Below are 18,239 nucleotides of genomic sequence, written 5' to 3'. Positions count from 1 at the left end.
CCCTAACCTGCACTCGTTGAGGTCCATGCACGTGCCGACCCACGCCTACGCGAGTCGCGCAAACGTTGGAGTCTCGTCACTACCATCGGGGCGTGTTCGAGTGCCGCAGGCGATTCGAGTAGCGCCCCCAGCACTTGGTAGTAGTGAGTGGCTGACATCGACAACTCGTCACGAATTGCGTCTTCTTTGGCACTTGCTGACGACCACCATCGGCCTTCCATCGCAAGGACCGCCTTGTCTTGGGCGGACAGCATGGACTGCGTGCCGTCAGCACCCGTCATGTCAGCCTCCGCCCGTGAATGTGGCCCCCAGCGTAATCGGTGAGATACACAGGTGTCATTCTCCCGCTCCGACGGGTCCCCAGGCTGGGGAAAACATGCGCGGGCGAGGCTAGGGTGGCACGCATGACGTTCGTGTGGGACCAGTCCATCGCTTCCGACTGGCGCCCCATCTTGGAACCGTTGGCACCCACGTTTGCTGGCATCAGTGCACACCTCGAGCAGGAAGCCCAAGCGGGACGCGCCTGGCTTCCGGAGCCCTCCACCGTCATGCGCGCCTACACCACGCCTCTCGCTGAGGTGCGCGTCCTCATCGTGGGTCAAGACCCCTACCCCACCCCGGGCGACGCCGTGGGACTGAGTTTCTCCGTTGCACCCGGACATCGGCTCCCGCCATCCCTGCGCAATATCGCGCGTGAACTTCACGACGACACCGGTGAGTTCCTGCACGACGGCGACCTCAGCCACTGGGCGGAGCAGGGAGTCCTGCTGCTCAACCGTGTCCTCACCGTGCGGGCGGGGAAAGGACAAGCGGGAAGCCATCGCGGCATCGGCTGGGAACAGGTCACGGAAGCCACGATTGCGGCGTTGGGGAAACGGAGCGGACCGCTCGTCGCAGTCTTGTGGGGGAACGATGCGCAGTCTCTCGCACCGCTGCTCGGCGACATCCCTGTGGTGGCGAGCGCCCATCCCAGTCCGCTGAGCGCACACCGGGGGTTCTTCGGTTCGCAGCCGTTCTCGCGTGTCAACGCCGCACTCCAAGCGCAGGGCGCGCCACCCATTCGGTGGGGGTCAGGACTGCTGTAGAGAGCTGGCAGCGGGACTTGAACCCGCAACCGCCCGATTACAAGTCGGGTGCGCTACCAATTGCGCCATGCCAGCATGCGACGCGCAAACGCCGCTCCACGAGGATACCGGCTCCGTAGCCTCAAGGGCACGAAGCCGGTATCCCTCACGGGTGGAAACCCTTACGACAGGCTCTCCAGGTGCGCGCGCAGAACGCCTGCCTGCATGAACGGCACCTCGGTCTGCGGAACCATGGCGCCTTCGTCGAAGGTCTGGCCAGCTTCGGCGATGTGGATCGACGGGGTGCCGGACAGTCCGTCCTGCGAGGAACGGTCGCTTGCCGCAATCACCCACTTGTTGAAGTCGCCGTCTTCGAACTGAGCGGCAACGCCCTCGGGGACACCTGCGTCGATCGCGATCTGCTCGATCTGCTCGTCGGTCAACCCTTCAGTGTTCTCAGCGGGCTGGTTCAGGTAGAGGGCCTCGACGAAGTCAAGGAAGGACTCGGGCGCGCGGTCCGCAACCGTCGCCGCCGCGTTCGCGCTACGCGTCGAGTACTGCGTGCCCAAGGAGTAACGGTCAAGGATGGAGATGGGGTGGTAGTACAGGGCAATCTCGCCGGACTCGCGCAGTTCGCTCAGGTCTTCACCGTTGGTCTGCTCAAACTGGTGACAGATGGGGCACATAAAGTCGAGGTAGACGTCCACTCGCGTGACGTCGTCAGGGACGTCCTCGCCCACCACTCCAGCGGTACCGACAGCGATGCCGCCGGTCTCATCCGAACCTGCGGGCAGCACAGCGCCAGACTCATCGAGGCCGGGAACCTTGCCCGAGTTCACGATGAACATCACCAGGCCCGCGAGAACCAGCACCACGACGCCGACCACGGCGGCGATGATGACTCCGGTCTTACGTTCCTGCGCCCGCACCTGCGCCTGCGCCTGTGCGCGAGCGGCAGCGGCCTTGCTGTTGCTGGACTGCTGATTCTTCTTTGCCATGGGGCTTTCCTTACCTCAGGGTCATTCGTGCGTATCGACGGACTCGGTGAGTTCGTCTGCTTCTTCTGCGGACGGCGCGGGTGCCACCCAGGAGTCTAGAGAGAACTTCGAGCGCGGCCAGATCACCAGGAACAAGCCGAGCGCAATGAATGCTGCGCGTTCAAGGAGGTGAGCGCCGTACGTCGCGGTGCCTTCTTCCACTTCGCCGCCGCCACCAAAGCAGCCACAGTCAATGGAAAGACCGTTGGCCCACGCCCAGATCACGCCAAAGGTGAAGGCGGCCATGAACACCAGCCAGGCGCCGGCAGCCCACCGCGTGTACAGGCCCAGCAGTAGCCACGCCGCGAGCGCAAGTTCCACAAACGGCAGCATGGTGCCCACGAGGGGCACGACCGCTTCGGGAAGCAGTCGGTAAGCGCGCACCGCAATGATCGATTGCGGGATGTCTTGCATCTTGGGGATCGCGGCGGCAATCAGGATGCCTGCCATGCCCAGTCGCACCAGCAGCGACAGCCATGGCTGCGCCACACGGAAGCGGTCCGCGAACGTCATTGATCTGACTCCCTCACCCATTGCGAAGCGGTTCCGTCACGGAACCGCTGTCGTGGCCCCAACGTACAGGGTCACACCATTGTTCCCTGCGGGTGGCCACTTCACCAGGGCCGATGCTGTTTTTAGGCTCCGGGGGCGCGCGGCAGTGGCCACCACAGTGGTGGTGCCAGCAGGTAGACGGACAGCACGACGACAGCGAGTCCCACGAGCGACACGACCACCCATGCCGTCACTGGGCCCCGCGACGGTGCCACCATGGAAGCCAGCCGATGCGCACCTTCACGAGTGAGTTCTGCCCACGGACCCCACCACATAGCGATCGCTGCCGCCACGCCTCCAGCGAAGAGCGCGGCGGCTTGACCCCAAGTCGTGGCTTCAACGCTCGCTCCGGCCAGGTCCTGACTGGTCACGAGCCACCAGCCCAGCGTGCCGACACCTACGCCCACCACACCCGCGAGGATGATCGCAGGCAAGGCTTCACCGGCTGCCCTCAACACGTGCCACGGCAGGCCAATGGTCTGGAGGGCCGCGTCGCCGCGTCGCGGTCCGCGCTTGGCACGGGAAACCGCGATGGCAAGTGCCCGTCGTTGGATGGCACGCGCCAAGATTGCGGCCAGCGCCATCACCAGGAACGCCACAAACGGCGCGAGAGCCGCAGTCGATGCAGTAGCCGCTGCCAAGGCGGCGATCATCACCTTGCGACGCGGCGCCGGGGGAAGAAGCTCATCCGTAGTGGGTGCCTCATCCTCGTCGCCAACCGCCCCCTCATCGCCCACGACGTCGCCGTCGAAGTCCGGGTCATCGTCAGCCCCCACACGGGAGTCAAGCATCTCCGTCGCATCGGCTCCCTCTCCCGACTCCGTGGAGCCAAAGGCCGCCGCGTCGAAGGTCTCTGGGCTGCGAGGGCCGGACCCCATCACCGCAGTCGGGGCAACCGCAGCGACCGCCGTCGCCGGAATCTCGTCCGGCACCGGCAACACCACCGTGGCTCCGCGCAACGCCGCCACCACATCGCGCGGCCCTGGGCGCGCCGCAATGTCGCGCCCCAACGCAGCCTTGACCGCATCGGCTCCCGGAACGTCCGGCAGCTCCACCTGCGCCTCAAGCGTGCGCGAAATCGCACCGGTGCCCGAGCCAAACGGGGCCTTGCCCGTCATCGCATACGCGACCGTGGCTGCCCACGACCAGCGATCCGCGAGTGCCCCGGGCTCCTCACCGTCGATCACCTCAGGCGCGACATAGCCTGCCGTCCCCGACACCAGCCCGTCCCGCGTGAGACGACTATCGGTTTCCCGATGCGCCAAACCAAAGTCGATCAACACCGGACCCTCAGGCCCCATCATGATGTTCGACGGCGTCACGTCACGGTGGATCGCACCTGTGGCATGCACGGCCTCCAACGCCGACGACGTCCGGTCAGCGAAGTCCGCCAACGCCTTCCCCGCCAGCGGGCCATTGTCCTGAACGTAGTCCCACAAGCTCACCCCCGGGATGTACTCAAAGACCACGAAGGTCTCGTCCCCGTCGAGTTCGGCATCCAAAATGGCCGGAACCGCGGGGTGATCCATCGACTGCAAGGCCCGCACCTCGCGCGCCAAACGCTCAGCGGCAACATCGTCCGCCTTCGCGTCCACCAACTTCAGCGCAGCCTCGCCACCCCCGTCGTCCACCACCTTGTAGACCGCCCCGGAGCCGCCCCTGCCCAAGTGATCAACAATGGTGTAGCCGCCGATCTGTTCACCAACGTCGCGCGCCACTCCTGCCATGGCTATCACGCTACAGCCAGGCCGGTTGGATGAGGGCAAACCATGTGAGAAGATATGTCCAACTTCAGCAACACCTGCTGGAGTTAGTGTCATTGTGGACACCACACCGGCACTCTTCACCACGGATCGTCTGGCACGTACCTGCCAGTGAAGGGACCTTTCATGGCCACCGTTACTTTTGACAAGGCTTCGCGTATTTACCCGGGCACCGAGCGCCCGGCTGTCGACGCTCTCGAGCTCGACATTGCTGACGGCGAGTTCCTCGTCCTCGTCGGCCCCTCCGGTTGCGGTAAGTCGACCTCGCTGCGCATGCTCGCAGGCCTCGAGGACATCGACGCCGGATCCATCTGGGTTGGCGACCGCGACGTCACTCACGTGCAGCCCAAGGACCGCGACATCGCCATGGTGTTCCAGTCCTACGCGCTCTACCCCCACATGACTGTGGCCGACAACATGGGCTTCGCCCTGAAGATCGCCAAGGTCGACAAGGCAGAAATCCGCCAGCGCGTTGAAGCTGCCGCGAAGATCCTTGACCTGACCGAGTACCTGGACCGCAAGCCCAAGGCTCTGTCCGGTGGTCAGCGTCAGCGTGTCGCCATGGGTCGTGCCATCGTGCGCCAGCCGCAGGTGTTCCTCATGGACGAGCCGCTGTCGAACCTCGACGCCAAGCTCCGCGTCCAGACCCGTACCCAGATCGCTGCACTGCAGCGCCGCCTGGGCACCACCACCGTCTACGTGACCCACGACCAGGTCGAGGCACTGACCATGGGTGACCGCATCGCAGTCCTCAAGGACGGTCTGCTCCAGCAGGTCGGCACCCCCCGCGACATGTACGACGCCCCCGCGAACGTCTTCGTTGCAGGCTTCATCGGCTCGCCCGCCATGAACATCGGCACCTACTCGGTCAACGGTGGCTTCGCCCAGATCGGTAACGGCCAGGTCGCACTGAACCGTGAGGCTGTCGCAGGCCTCAAGGCCGAAGACCACAACAAGGTCGTGCTGGGCTTCCGCCCCGAGTCGCTCGACCGCGTGTCGCCCAACACCGAAGGCGCCTTCCCCATCACCGTCGACGTCGTCGAGGAACTCGGTTCGGACGCCTTCGTCTACGGCTCGATCCCCTCCGGCGCTCCCGGCGCTGGCGAGATCCACTTCGACGCCGGTGACTCCGAAGTCATCGTCCGTATCGACCCCCGTGACGTCCCCGCCAAGGGCGACGCTGTGTGGGTCAAGATCCGCGAGGGCGAGCAGCACGTTTTCTCGTCGGCATCGGGCGACCGTCTGTCGGGCGCAGTCCACACTGCCAAGTAAGCATCCCTGCACCAGGCGCGACGCCTGAAGCAGACACCACTGAAGGGGCGGTCCACACGGGCCGCCCCTTCAGTGTTTTCCCCGCCAACGCAAGGCTTCCACCTGGTCCCCCATCACGGCAGGAACACGGGACCTTGCCCGCCTACGATGGACACATGGCGCTCAACATCACCGGCGCGGTGAACCCTGAACTGTTGGACCTGCCCTGGTCGACTCCGCTCGAAACCTGGCCGGACGACACTCTCGCAGCACTGCCCCGCGGAATCTCTCGTCACGTTGTCCGGTTCGTGCGGTTCAACGGCAGAGTCCTCGCAGTGAAAGAAACGGTCGGGCCGATCGCGCACCGCGAGTTCGACATGCTGAAGGAGCTGGGCCGCATGGGCGCGCCCTGCGTCACCCCGTTCGCCGTCGTCGACGGCCGTGTCGACGCCGATGGCAATGAACTCGCTGCCGCACTCGTCACCGAGCACTTGCAGTTCTCCCTGCCGTACCGCGCGCTCTTCAGCCAAGCTCTGCGCTCCGACACCCTGGACCGGCTCACCGATGCGCTCGCAGTACTCCTGGTACGCCTGCACCTGCTGGGCTTCTACTGGGGCGACGTCTCCCTCTCGAACGCCCTCTTCCGGCGCGATGCAGAAGCATTCTCCGCCTACCTCGTCGATGCTGAGACGGGAGACCTCCACACGCATCTCACCCCCGGGCAGCGTGCGTACGACATCGACCTTGCACGCACCAACATCATCGGTGAAATGTTCGACCTCCAGGCCGCCGAGGAACTCGACGACGCGGTGGATCCGCTCGAACTGGGCGACCGCATCGAAGAGCGCTACAAGGAGCTGTGGTCCACGCTCACCGGCAAGGAAACGTTCAAAGACAACATTCGGTACCACGTTGCCGAACGTGTGAAGGCGCTCAACGAACTAGGCTTCGATGTCGCCGAACTCGACATGACCCAGACCGGCGACGGGCGCGAGCTATCCATCCGCCCCAAGGTCGTGGATGCCGGGCACCACTCCCGCAGGCTCCTGCGCCTCACCGGATTGGACGTGCAAGAAAACCAGGCACGGCGCCTGCTCAACGACCTCGACGAGTTCCGTGCCGTCTTCAGCCCCGATGAAGACGAGTCTTTCGTCGCACACGAATGGCTTGCACGAGTCTTCGAACCCACCGTGCGCGCGGTGCCACGAGAGTTCCGTCGCAAGTTGGAACCGGCCCAGGTGTTCCACGAGGTCCTGGACCACCGGTGGTTCCTGGCAGAGAAGCGCTCCGATGTGACGATGCCCGAAGCAGTCGCGTCCTACGTCAAAAACGTCCTGCCCAACCGACCCGACGAGCAGGCAGTTTTGGGCCAAGCCATCGGCGCTGAAGGTGACGCCGAAACGGGGACAGAAACTCGAGCCATTCAGGCCTGGCAGTTACCCCGCTCGTCCCCGCGCATCACCACAGGAACCATCGACACCGGCACCAGCACGGAGAAGCGGTAGTGCGCTGCGTTCTAGCCGCGCTGGGACGCCTCATACAAAGCGATTGACGCGGCGACCGACGCGTTCAGGGACTCCGTTTCGCCACCAATGGGAATCGACACAATCTGATCGCACGTCTCCCGCACCAGACGCGACAAGCCCGCACCCTCCGCGCCGGCCACGATCACGAGCGGGCCATCCAACAGTTCCGACTGGTGAAGGTCGACCTCGCCGTGCGCGTCCAAACCGATCACGAACAGCCCGGCCTTCTTGTATGCCTCGAGCGCGCGGGTCAGGTTGGTGGCCCGTGCCACAGGAAGACGTGCCGCAGCACCCGCGGACACCTTCCACGCCGCCACGGTCACACCTGCAGCACGCCGCTCGGGCACCAGCACACCGGTAGCGCCAAAGGCAGCAGCGGAACGCATGATCGCACCCAAGTTGCGCGGATCCTGAATGCCGTCCAGGGCGACGATCAACTGACGGCCGTCCGCCTCCAACAAGTCCTCAGGCTCCGCATACTCGTACGGCGGAACCTCCAACGCCACACCCTGGTGAGGGCTACCTCCAGCGAGCGTGTCCAAAGTGGTCCTGGGAACCTCACGCACCTCGATGCCATGCTCCACGGCCAGTGACACGATCTCCGTCACCCGGTCATCAGCATCGATGCGGTTGTACACGAACAGCGCCAACGCCGGCATGTGCGACCGCAACGCCTCGACCACACTGTTACGTCCTACCACCAGCTCATGGGACGTGGACGTCTTGTCCCGCGGACCGGCGCGCCTCACCTGCGGACGCTTCGCGGCCTCAGCCTCTGCGCGCTTCTTAGCCTTATACGCCTTGTGGTTGGGGCGGTCCTCTGCCCGAGGGGTAGGGCCCTTGCCCTCAAGCGCCTTGCGTCCGTGACCGCCAGTACCGACGGTTGCGCCCTTCTTAGAACCCGCGTTGCGAGTGGCGCCGCGGCGCTTCGAGTTTCCAGCCATGAGACAAGGGTAGTCGCCGCATGGCGTGACAGGCTCATCTGCGGCGCCCCGCGCCACCGATCAGCCGACCGAGACTAGTCCTGCAGCGACCAGCGTGCGCCGTCAGCACCATCCTCAATCACAATGCCCGCAGCACCCAAACGGTCACGGATCTCGTCCGCCGTGGCCCAGTCCTTGGCCTCACGCGCAGCCGCACGAGCGGCAATGTCGGCCTGCACCAGTGAGTCCAACGCCGTCATAGCAACCGAGGCACCGTTATCCGACGTTGCCCAGCACTCAGAAGCCGGGTCAAGACCCAACACGTCCAGCATTGCGCGCACCGTCACCAGCGCCTCCGACACCGCGGCCTCGTCCCCCGACGTCAACGCCGCATTACCGGCACGGACCGTCTCATGAACGTGAGCCAACGCACGCGGCACAGACAAGTCATCATCCATCGCCTCGACGAAAGGCTCAGGGAGAACGGCGCTCGCCACGGCATCGGCCGTCACCGCGCCCACACGATCAGAAGCCCGCTGAACAAAGCCCGACAGACGCGCCCACGTGGCAGTCGCGTCCTCCATCGTCTGCTCGGAATACTCCAGCATGGATCGGTAATGCACCTGCGCCAACGCCAACCGCAGCGCCGCCGCGGGGTAACGCGACAACACCTCCGACACCAACAAGCCATTGCCCAATGACTTCGACATCTTCGCGCCCGACTGCGTCACCCACGCGGAATGCATCCACACGTTCGCAAAGTCGTAGCCGGCGCCGCGAGACTGCGCCTGCTCGTTCTCATGATGCGGGAAACGCAAGTCCAGACCGCCACCGTGAATGTCGAACGCGTCACCCAAGAAGCGCCGCGCCATCGCCGAGCACTCAATGTGCCAACCAGGCCGTCCCGGACCCCATGGCGAGTCCCACGCAGCCGTCTCCGGCTCACCAGCCTTGCGGGCCTTCCACAACGCGAAGTCACGCGGATCCCGCTTGTCATCCGAAGGAGCGTCCGGCGCAGGCGTCAAATCCTCAAGCGCCTGACGCGTCAACGAGCCGTAATCCGCATACGAACGCACATCGAAGTACACCGAGCCGTCCTGCTCATACGCGTGGCCCAGCTCAATCAGACGCTCCACGAGCGCAAGGATCTCCGGGATGTGGCCCGTCGCACGCGGCTCTGCCGCCGGTGGCAACACCCCCACCGCAGCGTACGCCGCCTGAAACTCACGCTCATGCTTCAGCGCCCACGCCCACCATGGCGTGCCAGCATCGGCCGCCTTTGCGAGCGTCTTGTCATCAATGTCCGTGACGTTGCGCACCATCGTGACCGTGGTGCCGTTGCGTTCCAGCCAACGCTGCAACACATCAAACGCGACTGCGCTGCGCAGATGCCCCACGTGCGGCGAACTCTGAACGGTCGGTCCACACAGGTAGATGCCCACCTTCCCAGGCTCGAGCGGCACAAAGTCACGCTCGGTGCGGGTGGCGGTATCAAAAAGGCGCAAAGTCACGCAGCCAGGCTACCGGGACTGTGCAGGAACAACCAGCGCGGTCGCGATCGCAGCCACACCCTCACCACGACCCGTCAAACCCAAACCATCGGTCGTCGTGGCGCTGACAGTCACCGGGGCGCCGATGGCCTCACTCAGTACGGCCTCCGCCTCTGCCCTGCGAGGCGACAACTTTGGCCGATTGCCGATCACCTGAATCGCGACATTGCCAATCTCAAACCCTGCGACGCGCACACGCTTCGCGGTTTCGGCAAGCAGTGCGGTACCCGCGGCTCCCGCCCATTCGGGCCGGTCCGTACCGAAGTTGGACCCCAAGTCACCCAGGGCTGTCGCGCTCAGCAACGCGTCACACGCGGCATGTGCCGCCACATCGCCGTCCGAGTGACCGCTCAGCGGCGTCTCCCCTGGCCAGGTGAGACCCGCGATGGCCAGCACCCCGTCACCGCCAAAGCCGTGAACATCCACGCCAATACCAGTCCGCGGAATCATGCATCCTCCATCAAGCCTGCGACATGCACAGCAAGTGCCACGTCCAGTGGCCGCGTCACTTTGAAACCCCGCTCATCACCAGGCACCTCCACCACGGTGAAGCCCGCAGCCTTCGCCAACTGGGCGTCGTCCGTGGCCCCTGTCACGCCACTCGAATGTGCCGCCAACGCCGCCTCCACCGTCAACACCTGCGGCGTCTGCACCGCACGCAAACCCTCACGATCCACGGTGGCGCCCAGTTCAGGGGCCGATGCCGTGGCCGGGTTGTCCGCACCAACTTCCACCAACGTGTCCACCACCGGAACCACGGGAACAGCCCCGTCTGCACCTGCCCGCACGGCGTCGATCGCGGTCTGCATCACGCTCGCGGGTTGGAAGGCGCGGGCCGCATCATGAATGAGCACGATGCTGGACCCCTCCGGCAACGCCGCAAGCCCCCTCGCCACTGAGTCTTGACGGGTGCTGCCGCCGGCCACCACTGTGACGTCAGGCAAAGCCGCACGGAACTCATCAAGGTGGGAGGCGGGAGCTGTCACGACGATGGCATCGGCCACCTGCCGGACCGTGTCCGTCGCCCATACGACAAGCGCCCGCCCCTGAATAGGGACGAGCGCTTTGGGCACCTCAGCACCAAGCCGAGATCCGGAACCGGCGGCCGTGATGACCGCCGCAACAGTCACGAGGCGAGAACCTGGTCCAAGCGGGCCTCAGCGGTCTCTTCGTCGCACTTCTCGGCAAGCGCAAGCTCGCTCACGAGAATCTGACGAGCCTTGTGCAACATGCGCTTCTCGCCAGCGGACAGGCCCTTGTCGGTGTCGCGGCGCGAAAGGTCGCGCACCACTTCGGCAACGCGAATCACGTCACCCGAAGCAAGCTTCTCGACATTGGCCTTGTAGCGGCGCGACCAGTTGGTCGGCTCCTCTACGTAGGGCTCACGCAGGACATCGAAAACCTTCTCCAGGCCTTCCTTGTCAACCACGTCACGGACGCCGACCAGGTCAACGTTCTCCGCAGGCACCTCAATAGTGAGGTCACCCTGCGCCACCTTGAGCTTGAGGTACGTCTTCTCCTCGCCCTTGATGACGCGCTTCTTGATGTCCTGGATTTCAGCCGCACCGTGGTGCGGGTAGACGACGGTCTCGCCGACGGCAAAGTTCATGTGAAATGAGCCCCTTCGTGTCGGAACGATTCTACCACCGGGCCCGTTGCATTAACAGGGGCATTCATCCGGGGCTGGGAACGACGCGCCGTTCCCGGCATTCACGCGCGACCAGTATCCTTATTTTCGTCCCCGTCCCCGTGAAAGGCCCACGCAGTGAAGCACACCGTCCCCGCCGCCATTGCGACGACCGCTCTGGCAGCCGCCGCACTCGCCGGATGCTCCTACGTCAACCCCATCACTACCCACGAGAACTACGCGGCCTCAGACGGCACGCAGGTCATCGCGGGAGATGTTGAGGCACTGAACCTGATCGTGATTGCGGAGGCTGTCGACAGCCCCGCCACGATGATCGGCACCCTCGTGAACAGTGGCGACGAAGACATCGACCTCGTGGTCACCTTCGACAACGCCACCACCACACAGTTGTCCGTTGCCGCTGGCGAGACCATCAAGCTCAGCCCCGAAGACGGCGACACCGAGGTCTCGGGTACTGCAACAGCGCAGCCGGGCCTGCTCGCCACCGCCACCTTCGACGTCATGGGCGGCCAGAGCTACTCCAAGGACGTTCCGATCCTCGATGGCACGCTGCCCGAGTACCAGGAGCTCGTCGACTCGATCGGCTAACCACCTCCCCGCTCGCCGCCCCATCCGCGTCAAATGGCTCCATTTGCCTGTTTTAGCCGGCGATAACAGCGATTTTGTTCCACTAGGAGCCCCCTGACGGGGTAGGCGCGGAGAAAGCGCGTGTAGGACGATGCTGGAGACAGCAAAAGGGCGTCGCGACCGGTGAGGTCGCGACGCCCGTCTTCCAGAGAAGGAAGTTTTACCCGAAGCGGCCCGAGATGTAGTCCTCGGTGGCCTTCTCCGACGGCGTAGCGAACATGACCTTGGTGTCATTCATCTCGATCAGCTTGCCGGGCTTGCCCGTGCCAGCGATGTTGAAGAACGCGGTACGGTCAGACACACGCGCGGCCTGCTGCATGTTGTGGGTCACGATCACGATCGTGTACTGGTCCTTCAACTCAGCGATCAGGTCCTCGATCGCGAGCGTAGAGATCGGGTCCAGAGCCGAGCAAGGCTCATCCATCAACAACACGTCCGGCTTGATGGCAATGGCACGCGCGATGCACAGACGCTGCTGCTGACCACCAGACAGTGACGAGCCAGGCTTGTCCAGACGGTCCTTGACCTCATCCCACAGGTTCGCGCCACGCAGCGAGGTCTCAACGAGCTCATCGGCCTCGGAACGGGAGACACGCTTATTGTTGAGGCGGAAGCCAGCGAGCACGTTCTCCGCGATCGACATGGTCGGGAACGGGTTGGGACGCTGGAAGACCATACCGACGTGACGGCGCACCGTCACCGGGTCCACGTCCTTGCCGTACAGGTCGACGCCGTCCATGAGCACTTCACCCTCGACGCGGGCGCCGGGAATGACCTCGTGCATACGGTTCAGGGTCCGCAGGAACGTGGACTTGCCACATCCCGACGGGCCGATGAAGGCGGTGACGGACTTGGGTTCGATCGACAGTGACACGTCTTCGACCGCCAGGAACTGGCCGTAGTAGACGTTCAGGTTGTTGATGTCGATGCGCTTAGACACAGAATGCTCCGATCTTGCTCGGCCCTTAGCGGCCGCTCTTCGGGGAGAAGTACTTGGCGATGAGGCGGGCGATGAGGTTCAGGCCCATGACGATGAGAATGAGGACGAGTGCGGCGCCCCAGGCGCGATACTGAGCGATCTCCGCGACACACGTGGCGGTGTCACACGGCAGGAGGCCCTTTTCGTACTCGGAGATGATGTACACCGGGAGCGACATCATGCGCCCCTCAAACAGGTTCCAGTTGAGTGAGTCGGACACACCTACTGCCACCAGCAGCGGCGCTGTCTCACCGATGACACGCGCAATCGCGAGCGTGACGCCCGTGGTGATACCCGCGATCGAGGTACGCAGCACCACCTTGATGACTGTCAGCCACTTGGGCACACCCAGCGCATACGACGCTTCGCGCAACTCGTTCGGAACCAGCTGCAGCATCTCCTCGCTGGAACGCACCACGACCGGAATCATCAACACAGACAACGCAATCGCACCCACGATGCCGAGCTTGGTGCCGGGCCCCACGGTGATGGCGAACAACGAGTATGCGAACAAACCGGCGACGATGGACGGGATTCCCGTCATCACGTCAACGAAGAAGCGGATGCCCTTCTGCAGCTTGCCCTTGCCGTATTCGACCAAGTAGATGGCAGTCAACAAGCCCACCGGCACCGAGATCACGGTCGCAGCGAGCGTCATCATCAACGAACCCGTGACAGCGTGAGCGATACCGCCGTACGGTGCCTCCGAACCGAAGACACCACGCATGGTCTGGTTCAAGAACTCCAAGTTGAAGCCGGCATCGGCCCCCGCAGCATCGGACACAAAGAAGCGGTCCATACCCTTGATGACCACCGTTGCCAGCAGCCACACCAACGGAATGACAGCGAGCACGAATGCCGCATACATCGTGATGGTCATCACGCGGTTCTTGACGCGGCGTGATCGCGAGATTTGGCCCAAGGGGCTCTCTACGGTCGTAGCCATTAGTTCGCTCCCGAGAATTCGCTACGGCGCGACACAATCCAACGCGCAAGCATGTTGACGAGCAAGGTGATGACAAACAGCGCCAGACCCATCGCGATCAGGGAGTTCACACCCATCGAGTTCGCTTCTGGGAACTGCAGCGCAATGTAACCAGCGACCGTGTTGTGCTGATTCGGTTGCAAAATGTTGGGCGAGAACGTCAGTCCGGGACTGATGATCATCAGCACCGCCATCGTCTCGCCGAGCGCACGACCCAACCCCAGCATCGTCGCTCCGACCATTCCGGAACGGCCAAACGGGAACACGGCCATCTTGATCATTTCCCACCGCGTGGCGCCCATCGCGAGCGCCGCTTCTTCGTGAAGGGTGGGGGTCTGCAGGAAGACCTCACGGGACACGGCGGTGATGATCGGCAGGATCATGATGGCCAACACAATGCCGGCAGCCATCGCCACTCGGCCAGTGAAGATCTCACCAGACTCCGGCGGCGCAAAGATCGGAATGAAGCCTAGGTAGTCCGCAAGGAACTGGAAGAACGGTTCAAGGAACGGCACCAAAATCGCGACGCCCCACAAGCCGTACACCACGGACGGCACCGCAGCGAGCAGGTCAATCAGGTAGCCGAGCGTCTGCGCGAGCCGTCGGGGCGCGTAATGCGAAATGAACAACGCAATCCCGATCGACACCGGGGTAGCAATGATCAGCGCGATCGCAGACATCACCAAGGTGCCGTACACCAGGTAGCCGATGATCTGCATCAGCGACTGACCATTGTCAGGCTTGATGAAGGAGACCGTTTCACCAAGTTCCGCAGACGACATCGTGAAGGCAGGCCATGCCTCCACCAAAAGGAACGTCGCAACGGCTGCCAACGTCACAAGAATCAGCGCACCGGCACCGGTGGACAGTCCCTTAAAGATCCGGTTGGCCGCTGCGCCAGGATGCGTACCGTAGTCGCTTTCCGCTGGCTCAACGCCAGTGGACGACGGGCTCGTGGTCACGTGTAGGTCTCCCTCAATTGTGTGATCACTGGAATGGAAGTGGTGGACTCACCCTAACGGGTGAGCCCACCACCATGGGGGCCTAGTGCTTAGGCGTTCGCTGCAATGCCGTCCAAGATCGCGGTGATCTGGGCGGACAGTTCAGCGGTCAGCGGGGCGGAGCCTGCGGCAGTGGCCGATGCCTGCTGGCCAGCTTCCGAAGCAACGAACTTCTCGAACTCGGTGACCAGCGTGCGCTCGGTCTCGTCGTCGTACTGCGAGCAGACGATGTGGTAGCTCACGAGGGTCAGCGGGTAGGCCGAGGAGTCGGTCGTGGTGCGGTCGATCTCGTATGCGAGGTCGTTCTCACCGTTGGCCTCTGCCGACAGCGGCGAAGCAGAAACGATGTTCGCGGCTGCCTCAGGCGAGAACGGCACGTACTCGTCGCCGACCTTGATGGCGACGGTACCCAGCGAACCGGCACGCGAAGCGTCGGCGTAGCCAATCGAGTTCGCAGTGGTGGTCACGTTGTCGACAACAGCCGAGGTGCCGTCAGCACCCACGCGCTGTGCGGAGGTCTCGGGGAACTCCTTGGAAGCCTCGTACGGCCATGCGCCGTCCGATGCCTGCTCAAGGTAGTCGGTGAAGTTCTCCGACGTACCGGACGAGTCCGAACGGTGCACCACGGTGATGGTGGAGGAAGGCAGCTCGACGCCCTCGTTCTGCGAAGCGATGGCCTCGTCATCCCAAGTGGTCACGGTGCCATCGAAGATGCCTGCAATGGTGGCAGCGTCAAGGTTGAGCGAGTCAACGCCGTCGATGTTGAAGATCACTGCAACAGGCGAGATGTACATGGGGAGGTGGTAAGCGCCACCGTCACCGTCGCACTGCTGCACGGCCTGCTCGTACTCGGAGGCGTCAAGGAGACCGTCCGAGCCGGCGAAGGGAACAGCACCCGACAGGAACTGCTCGATGCCGCCACCGGAGCCGACGGGGTCGTAGCCCACCGTGACCTCAGCGTTGGCGTTCTGGAACTCTGCGCGCCAGGCGTCCATCGCGGACTCCTGCGACGAAGCACCGGCACCCTGAAGGTTGCCGGCGATGGTGACAGTGGAGGTCTCCTCAGTGCCAGCGGTGGCGGTCGAGGTGGACTCTGCGGACTCGGTGGGCTGCTCGTTCGAAGGCGAGCAAGCGGCGAGAGCGAAGGTGAGCGCAGCGGCCGATGCGACGGCTCCGGTGCGGGTCATGATCTTCACAGTGGTGGTCCTCACTTGTTTGAAGTCTTAGGGAACTTCCGGCCTTGTGCCGGACATCAACCAACGTAGGGACGGCAGGTAACGGGACCTAGGGGTAAAACTGAAGTTCCGATGAACGTTAGGTAAACACGCTTGGGAGGTGGGCGCCACTGGGAGCGGCCCGGGTGGGGTCCGGTAGCCCTCTGCCACCCCACGCACCCATCGCTGACCTATGCCAGCATCGTCCCTAGTGGAAAGAAACGGTGGTCTTAGTCAACTAAAACCACCAAATGGAGCCATTTGACGGAGAAAGAGGCGGCGGAAAGGGGGCGGCGGGCTAGCCCTCGAAGGTGTAGCCCACTCCACGAACCGTCTGAATCAGCACGGGGACAGACGGATCAGCTTCGATCCGGCCGCGCAAGCGCTTGATGTGGACATCGAGCGTCTTGGTGTCGCCAAAGTAATCGGCACCCCACACCCGGTCGATAATGACCTGACGTGGCAGCACACGTCCGTGGTTCTGCGCCAACAAGTACAACAACGCGAACTCTTTGGGCGGCAGGTTCTGCACCTCATCGCCACGTGTGACCGACAGGCGCTCCGGGTCCATCGTGAGACCCGCGACGGTGAGCCGTTCGGGCTCGTCCGGGATATCCGTGGATCCAGCTCCCTGACGGCGCAACACCGCGCGAATGCGTGCCACAAGTTCACGCGCGCTGTACGGCTTCGTCACATAGTCATCCGCACCCAGCTCGAGGCCAATGATCTTGTCGACCTGATCGTCTTTGGCCGTCACCATGATGATGGGGACGTTGGAACGCTCGCGGATCTCGCGGAACACCTCAGTACCTGACATGCGCGGCAACATAAGATCGAGCAACACCACATCGGCGCCATCGCGCACAAAGGCGTCAACTCCCTGCTGGCCATTCTCTGCGAGAAGGACTTCAAATCCTTCGCGACGTAGCAGGTACTTCAGGGAATCACGATACGACTCCTCGTCTTCGACGACAAGGATGCGCGCCTCGGTCACTGTTCCTCCCGGTGGATGGTGAGACGGACGGTAAAGGTAGAACCCACAGTGGGCTTGGACCACACATCAACAACTCCGGAGTGCTGGAGTACGACGTGCTTCACAATGGACAAGCCGAGACCGGTACCACCGGTCTCGCGAGAACGAGCGGGGTCGGCGCGGTAGAAGCGCTCAAAGATTCGCTCCTGGTCTTCTGACGCAATGCCGATGCCAGCGTCGATCACCTTCACGACCGCGACATCGTCCTCGGCTGCGAGGGAGACGGTGACGTGTGCGCCAGGCTCCGAGTAGTTGATGGCGTTTTCGACCAAGTTCCGCAACGCCATCACGAGAAGGTCGCGGTCGCCCATGATCGTGGGGCGTGCGGACACGTCGGCACCCACCTCAAGGCCGCGTGCTTCTGCCGTGACATGCGCGCCCTCGACCACTTCCTCGATGACTTCTGCGAGCGGAACTTCCTCGAACTCCAGGACGGACTCGCCACCTTGGATACGGGAAATCTGGATGATCTCGTGGATCAACTTGGTGAGGCGGCGGGTTTCCTTGCGGATCTTCTTGGCGAAGTCCCGGACCATCTCGGTGTCGTCCGCGTTGTCCTCGATGGTCTCCGCCAGCAACGACAGCGCCCCGACCGGGGTCTTCAGTTCGTGGGACACGTTGATGGCGAACTCGCGGCGCGTCTGTTCGGCGGCACGCTGCTCGGTGTTGTCGTTGGCGATGGCCAGGGCCAGGTCGTGTCGCAACGGGGTGACGCGCACGTGAACAATCGACGACACTCCCAGCACGCCACGGCTCACCACAACCTCGTCCTCGACGGGTGCGTCTGCCGCCCACGCGGCCTCCGCGAGATCGGCAACGCCGGGGTGTAGCGCGCCGTCCGGACGCGCAACTCCCAAGGCCGCAGCCGTGGGGTTCGAGAATGCAGACCGACGGTCCCGGCGCACAATGACCGTGCCCGACTGCAATGCAGACAGCACTTCCCTGGTGCGGTGTGGAATCAGCGTGCCGGCCTGAGCCACCGCCTTTTCGCGGCGCAAGAAGCCCAGTCCCACCACAGCAGCGCCAAGCACGAAACCAGCAGCAACGGCAAGCCACATCTCGGGGGTCATATGGCCACAGTATCGA

The 18,239-nt window shown here is 63.7% G+C and carries 19 protein-coding genes and 1 tRNA gene; 4 read left to right on the top strand and 16 right to left on the bottom strand.

Annotated features, from left to right (window positions below; translation table 11 throughout):
* Window positions 1-2 precede the first annotated feature (2 nt).
* Window positions 3-281 carry a DUF3263 domain-containing protein gene (locus ON058_RS09845; RefSeq protein ID WP_274668878.1) on the bottom strand — a complete coding sequence of 93 codons (279 nt, stop codon included), beginning with the start codon at window positions 279-281 and terminating at the stop codon, window positions 3-5.
* A gap of 123 nt (window positions 282-404) precedes the next feature.
* Here ON058_RS09845 and ON058_RS09840 point away from each other — a divergent pair, with 123 nt between their 5' ends.
* Window positions 405-1,085 carry a uracil-DNA glycosylase gene (locus tag ON058_RS09840; protein ID WP_274668877.1) on the top strand — a complete coding sequence of 227 codons (681 nt, stop codon included), beginning with the start codon at window positions 405-407 and terminating at the stop codon, window positions 1,083-1,085.
* A gap of 2 nt (window positions 1,086-1,087) precedes the next feature.
* Here ON058_RS09840 and ON058_RS09835 read toward each other — a convergent pair.
* The 4 genes from ON058_RS09835 to ON058_RS09820 all read right to left on the bottom strand — a co-directional run bounded on the left by ON058_RS09835 (window position 1,088) and on the right by ON058_RS09820 (window position 4,380).
* A tRNA-Thr gene (locus ON058_RS09835) sits at window positions 1,088-1,160 on the bottom strand.
* 86 nt (window positions 1,161-1,246) lie between these two features.
* Window positions 1,247-2,062 carry a thioredoxin domain-containing protein gene (locus tag ON058_RS09830; RefSeq protein ID WP_274668876.1) on the bottom strand — a complete coding sequence of 272 codons (816 nt, stop codon included), beginning with the start codon at window positions 2,060-2,062 and terminating at the stop codon, window positions 1,247-1,249.
* Between the two features lie 21 nt (window positions 2,063-2,083).
* Window positions 2,084-2,614, bottom strand: a complete 531-nt coding sequence (locus ON058_RS09825; protein ID WP_274668875.1) for a MauE/DoxX family redox-associated membrane protein — start codon at window positions 2,612-2,614, stop codon at window positions 2,084-2,086.
* Between the two features lie 122 nt (window positions 2,615-2,736).
* Window positions 2,737-4,380, bottom strand: a complete 1,644-nt coding sequence (locus ON058_RS09820; RefSeq protein ID WP_274668874.1) for a serine/threonine-protein kinase — start codon at window positions 4,378-4,380, stop codon at window positions 2,737-2,739.
* A gap of 162 nt (window positions 4,381-4,542) precedes the next feature.
* Between ON058_RS09820 and ON058_RS09815 the strand changes: the two genes are divergently transcribed.
* Together ON058_RS09815 and ON058_RS09810 are read left to right on the top strand one after the other, a co-directional pair.
* Window positions 4,543-5,688 carry an ABC transporter ATP-binding protein gene (locus tag ON058_RS09815; protein ID WP_274668873.1) on the top strand — a complete coding sequence of 382 codons (1,146 nt, stop codon included), beginning with the start codon at window positions 4,543-4,545 and terminating at the stop codon, window positions 5,686-5,688.
* Window positions 5,689-5,843: 155 nt separating this feature from the next.
* Complete coding sequence (locus tag ON058_RS09810; RefSeq protein ID WP_274668872.1) at window positions 5,844-7,172, top strand: DUF4032 domain-containing protein; 1,329 nt, start codon at window positions 5,844-5,846, stop codon at window positions 7,170-7,172.
* Between the two features lie 11 nt (window positions 7,173-7,183).
* On the opposite strand, the gene rlmB is transcribed toward ON058_RS09810, so the two are convergent.
* The 5 genes from rlmB to ON058_RS09785 all read right to left on the bottom strand — a co-directional run bounded on the left by rlmB (window position 7,184) and on the right by ON058_RS09785 (window position 11,275).
* Entirely contained in the window at window positions 7,184-8,137 is a 954-nt protein-coding gene (gene rlmB, locus ON058_RS09805; RefSeq protein WP_274668871.1) for a 23S rRNA (guanosine(2251)-2'-O)-methyltransferase RlmB, read from the bottom strand.
* A 74-nt stretch (window positions 8,138-8,211) separates the two neighbouring features.
* On the bottom strand, window positions 8,212-9,627 hold the full coding sequence (gene cysS / locus ON058_RS09800) for a cysteine--tRNA ligase (RefSeq protein WP_274668870.1): 1,416 nt from the start codon (window positions 9,625-9,627) through the stop codon (window positions 8,212-8,214).
* Window positions 9,628-9,636: 9 nt separating this feature from the next.
* Entirely contained in the window at window positions 9,637-10,116 is a 480-nt protein-coding gene (gene ispF, locus ON058_RS09795; protein ID WP_274668869.1) for a 2-C-methyl-D-erythritol 2,4-cyclodiphosphate synthase, read from the bottom strand.
* A complete protein-coding gene (locus ON058_RS09790) occupies window positions 10,113-10,796 on the bottom strand; it encodes a 2-C-methyl-D-erythritol 4-phosphate cytidylyltransferase (RefSeq protein ID WP_274668868.1) in 684 nt (227 codons plus the stop codon). Before ON058_RS09790 ends, ispF begins: the two co-directional genes overlap by 4 nt.
* A complete protein-coding gene (locus ON058_RS09785) occupies window positions 10,793-11,275 on the bottom strand; it encodes a CarD family transcriptional regulator (protein WP_274668867.1) in 483 nt (160 codons plus the stop codon). Before ON058_RS09785 ends, ON058_RS09790 begins: the two co-directional genes overlap by 4 nt.
* 156 nt (window positions 11,276-11,431) lie before the next feature.
* Here ON058_RS09785 and ON058_RS09780 point away from each other — a divergent pair, with 156 nt between their 5' ends.
* Window positions 11,432-11,902 (top strand): hypothetical protein, encoded by a 471-nt coding sequence (locus ON058_RS09780; protein ID WP_274668866.1) that lies wholly within the window; start codon window positions 11,432-11,434, stop codon window positions 11,900-11,902.
* A 199-nt stretch (window positions 11,903-12,101) separates the two neighbouring features.
* Here the strand turns inward: ON058_RS09780 and pstB are convergent, their stop codons facing one another.
* The 6 genes from pstB to ON058_RS09750 all read right to left on the bottom strand — a co-directional run bounded on the left by pstB (window position 12,102) and on the right by ON058_RS09750 (window position 18,223).
* A complete protein-coding gene (pstB, locus tag ON058_RS09775) occupies window positions 12,102-12,881 on the bottom strand; it encodes a phosphate ABC transporter ATP-binding protein PstB (RefSeq protein WP_274668865.1) in 780 nt (259 codons plus the stop codon).
* 25 nt (window positions 12,882-12,906) lie between these two features.
* On the bottom strand, window positions 12,907-13,866 hold the full coding sequence (gene pstA / locus ON058_RS09770; protein ID WP_274668864.1) for a phosphate ABC transporter permease PstA: 960 nt from the start codon (window positions 13,864-13,866) through the stop codon (window positions 12,907-12,909).
* Window positions 13,866-14,786, bottom strand: coding sequence for a phosphate ABC transporter permease subunit PstC (gene pstC, locus ON058_RS09765; RefSeq protein ID WP_274669096.1), 921 nt, complete (start codon window positions 14,784-14,786; stop codon window positions 13,866-13,868). The genes pstA and pstC overlap by 1 nt, the downstream gene beginning before the upstream one ends.
* Before the next feature lie 170 nt (window positions 14,787-14,956).
* Window positions 14,957-16,093: a phosphate ABC transporter substrate-binding protein PstS gene (locus tag ON058_RS09760; RefSeq protein WP_274668863.1), complete on the bottom strand. Its 1,137-nt coding sequence runs from the start codon at window positions 16,091-16,093 to the stop codon at window positions 14,957-14,959.
* Between the two features lie 325 nt (window positions 16,094-16,418).
* A complete protein-coding gene (locus ON058_RS09755) occupies window positions 16,419-17,114 on the bottom strand; it encodes a response regulator transcription factor (RefSeq protein ID WP_274668862.1) in 696 nt (231 codons plus the stop codon).
* Window positions 17,111-18,223: a cell wall metabolism sensor histidine kinase WalK gene (locus ON058_RS09750; RefSeq protein ID WP_274668861.1), complete on the bottom strand. Its 1,113-nt coding sequence runs from the start codon at window positions 18,221-18,223 to the stop codon at window positions 17,111-17,113. The genes ON058_RS09755 and ON058_RS09750 overlap by 4 nt, the downstream gene beginning before the upstream one ends.
* Between the last annotated feature and the right edge of the window lie 16 nt (window positions 18,224-18,239).

This window comes from Demequina sp. B12 (assembly GCF_028823635.1).
Classification (GTDB): Bacteria; Actinomycetota; Actinomycetes; order Actinomycetales; family Demequinaceae; genus Demequina.
Note: the sequence above shows the minus strand (reverse complement) of the source record. Positions and strands in the feature narration are given on the sequence as shown.

Bases quoted from the DNA above. Each gene is read 5' to 3' on its own strand.
- ON058_RS09830 (WP_274668876.1), bottom strand. From the start codon at position 2,062: ATGGCAAAGAAGAATCAGCAGTCCAGCAACAGCAAGGCCGCTGCCGCT.
- ON058_RS09825 (WP_274668875.1), bottom strand. From the start codon at position 2,614: ATGACGTTCGCGGACCGCTTCCGTGTGGCGCAGCCATGGCTGTCGCTG.
- ON058_RS09820 (WP_274668874.1), bottom strand. From the start codon at position 4,380: ATGGCAGGAGTGGCGCGCGACGTTGGTGAACAGATCGGCGGCTACACC.
- ON058_RS09840 (WP_274668877.1), top strand. From the start codon at position 405: ATGACGTTCGTGTGGGACCAGTCCATCGCTTCCGACTGGCGCCCCATC.
- ON058_RS09845 (WP_274668878.1), bottom strand. From the start codon at position 281: ATGACGGGTGCTGACGGCACGCAGTCCATGCTGTCCGCCCAAGACAAG.
- pstA (WP_274668864.1), bottom strand. From the start codon at position 13,866: ATGGCTACGACCGTAGAGAGCCCCTTGGGCCAAATCTCGCGATCACGC.
- ON058_RS09810 (WP_274668872.1), top strand. From the start codon at position 5,844: ATGGCGCTCAACATCACCGGCGCGGTGAACCCTGAACTGTTGGACCTG.
- ON058_RS09815 (WP_274668873.1), top strand. From the start codon at position 4,543: ATGGCCACCGTTACTTTTGACAAGGCTTCGCGTATTTACCCGGGCACC.
- ON058_RS09760 (WP_274668863.1), bottom strand. From the start codon at position 16,093: ATGACCCGCACCGGAGCCGTCGCATCGGCCGCTGCGCTCACCTTCGCT.
- ON058_RS09785 (WP_274668867.1), bottom strand. From the start codon at position 11,275: ATGAACTTTGCCGTCGGCGAGACCGTCGTCTACCCGCACCACGGTGCG.
- rlmB (WP_274668871.1), bottom strand. From the start codon at position 8,137: ATGGCTGGAAACTCGAAGCGCCGCGGCGCCACTCGCAACGCGGGTTCT.
- ispF (WP_274668869.1), bottom strand. From the start codon at position 10,116: ATGATTCCGCGGACTGGTATTGGCGTGGATGTTCACGGCTTTGGCGGT.
- ON058_RS09750 (WP_274668861.1), bottom strand. From the start codon at position 18,223: ATGACCCCCGAGATGTGGCTTGCCGTTGCTGCTGGTTTCGTGCTTGGC.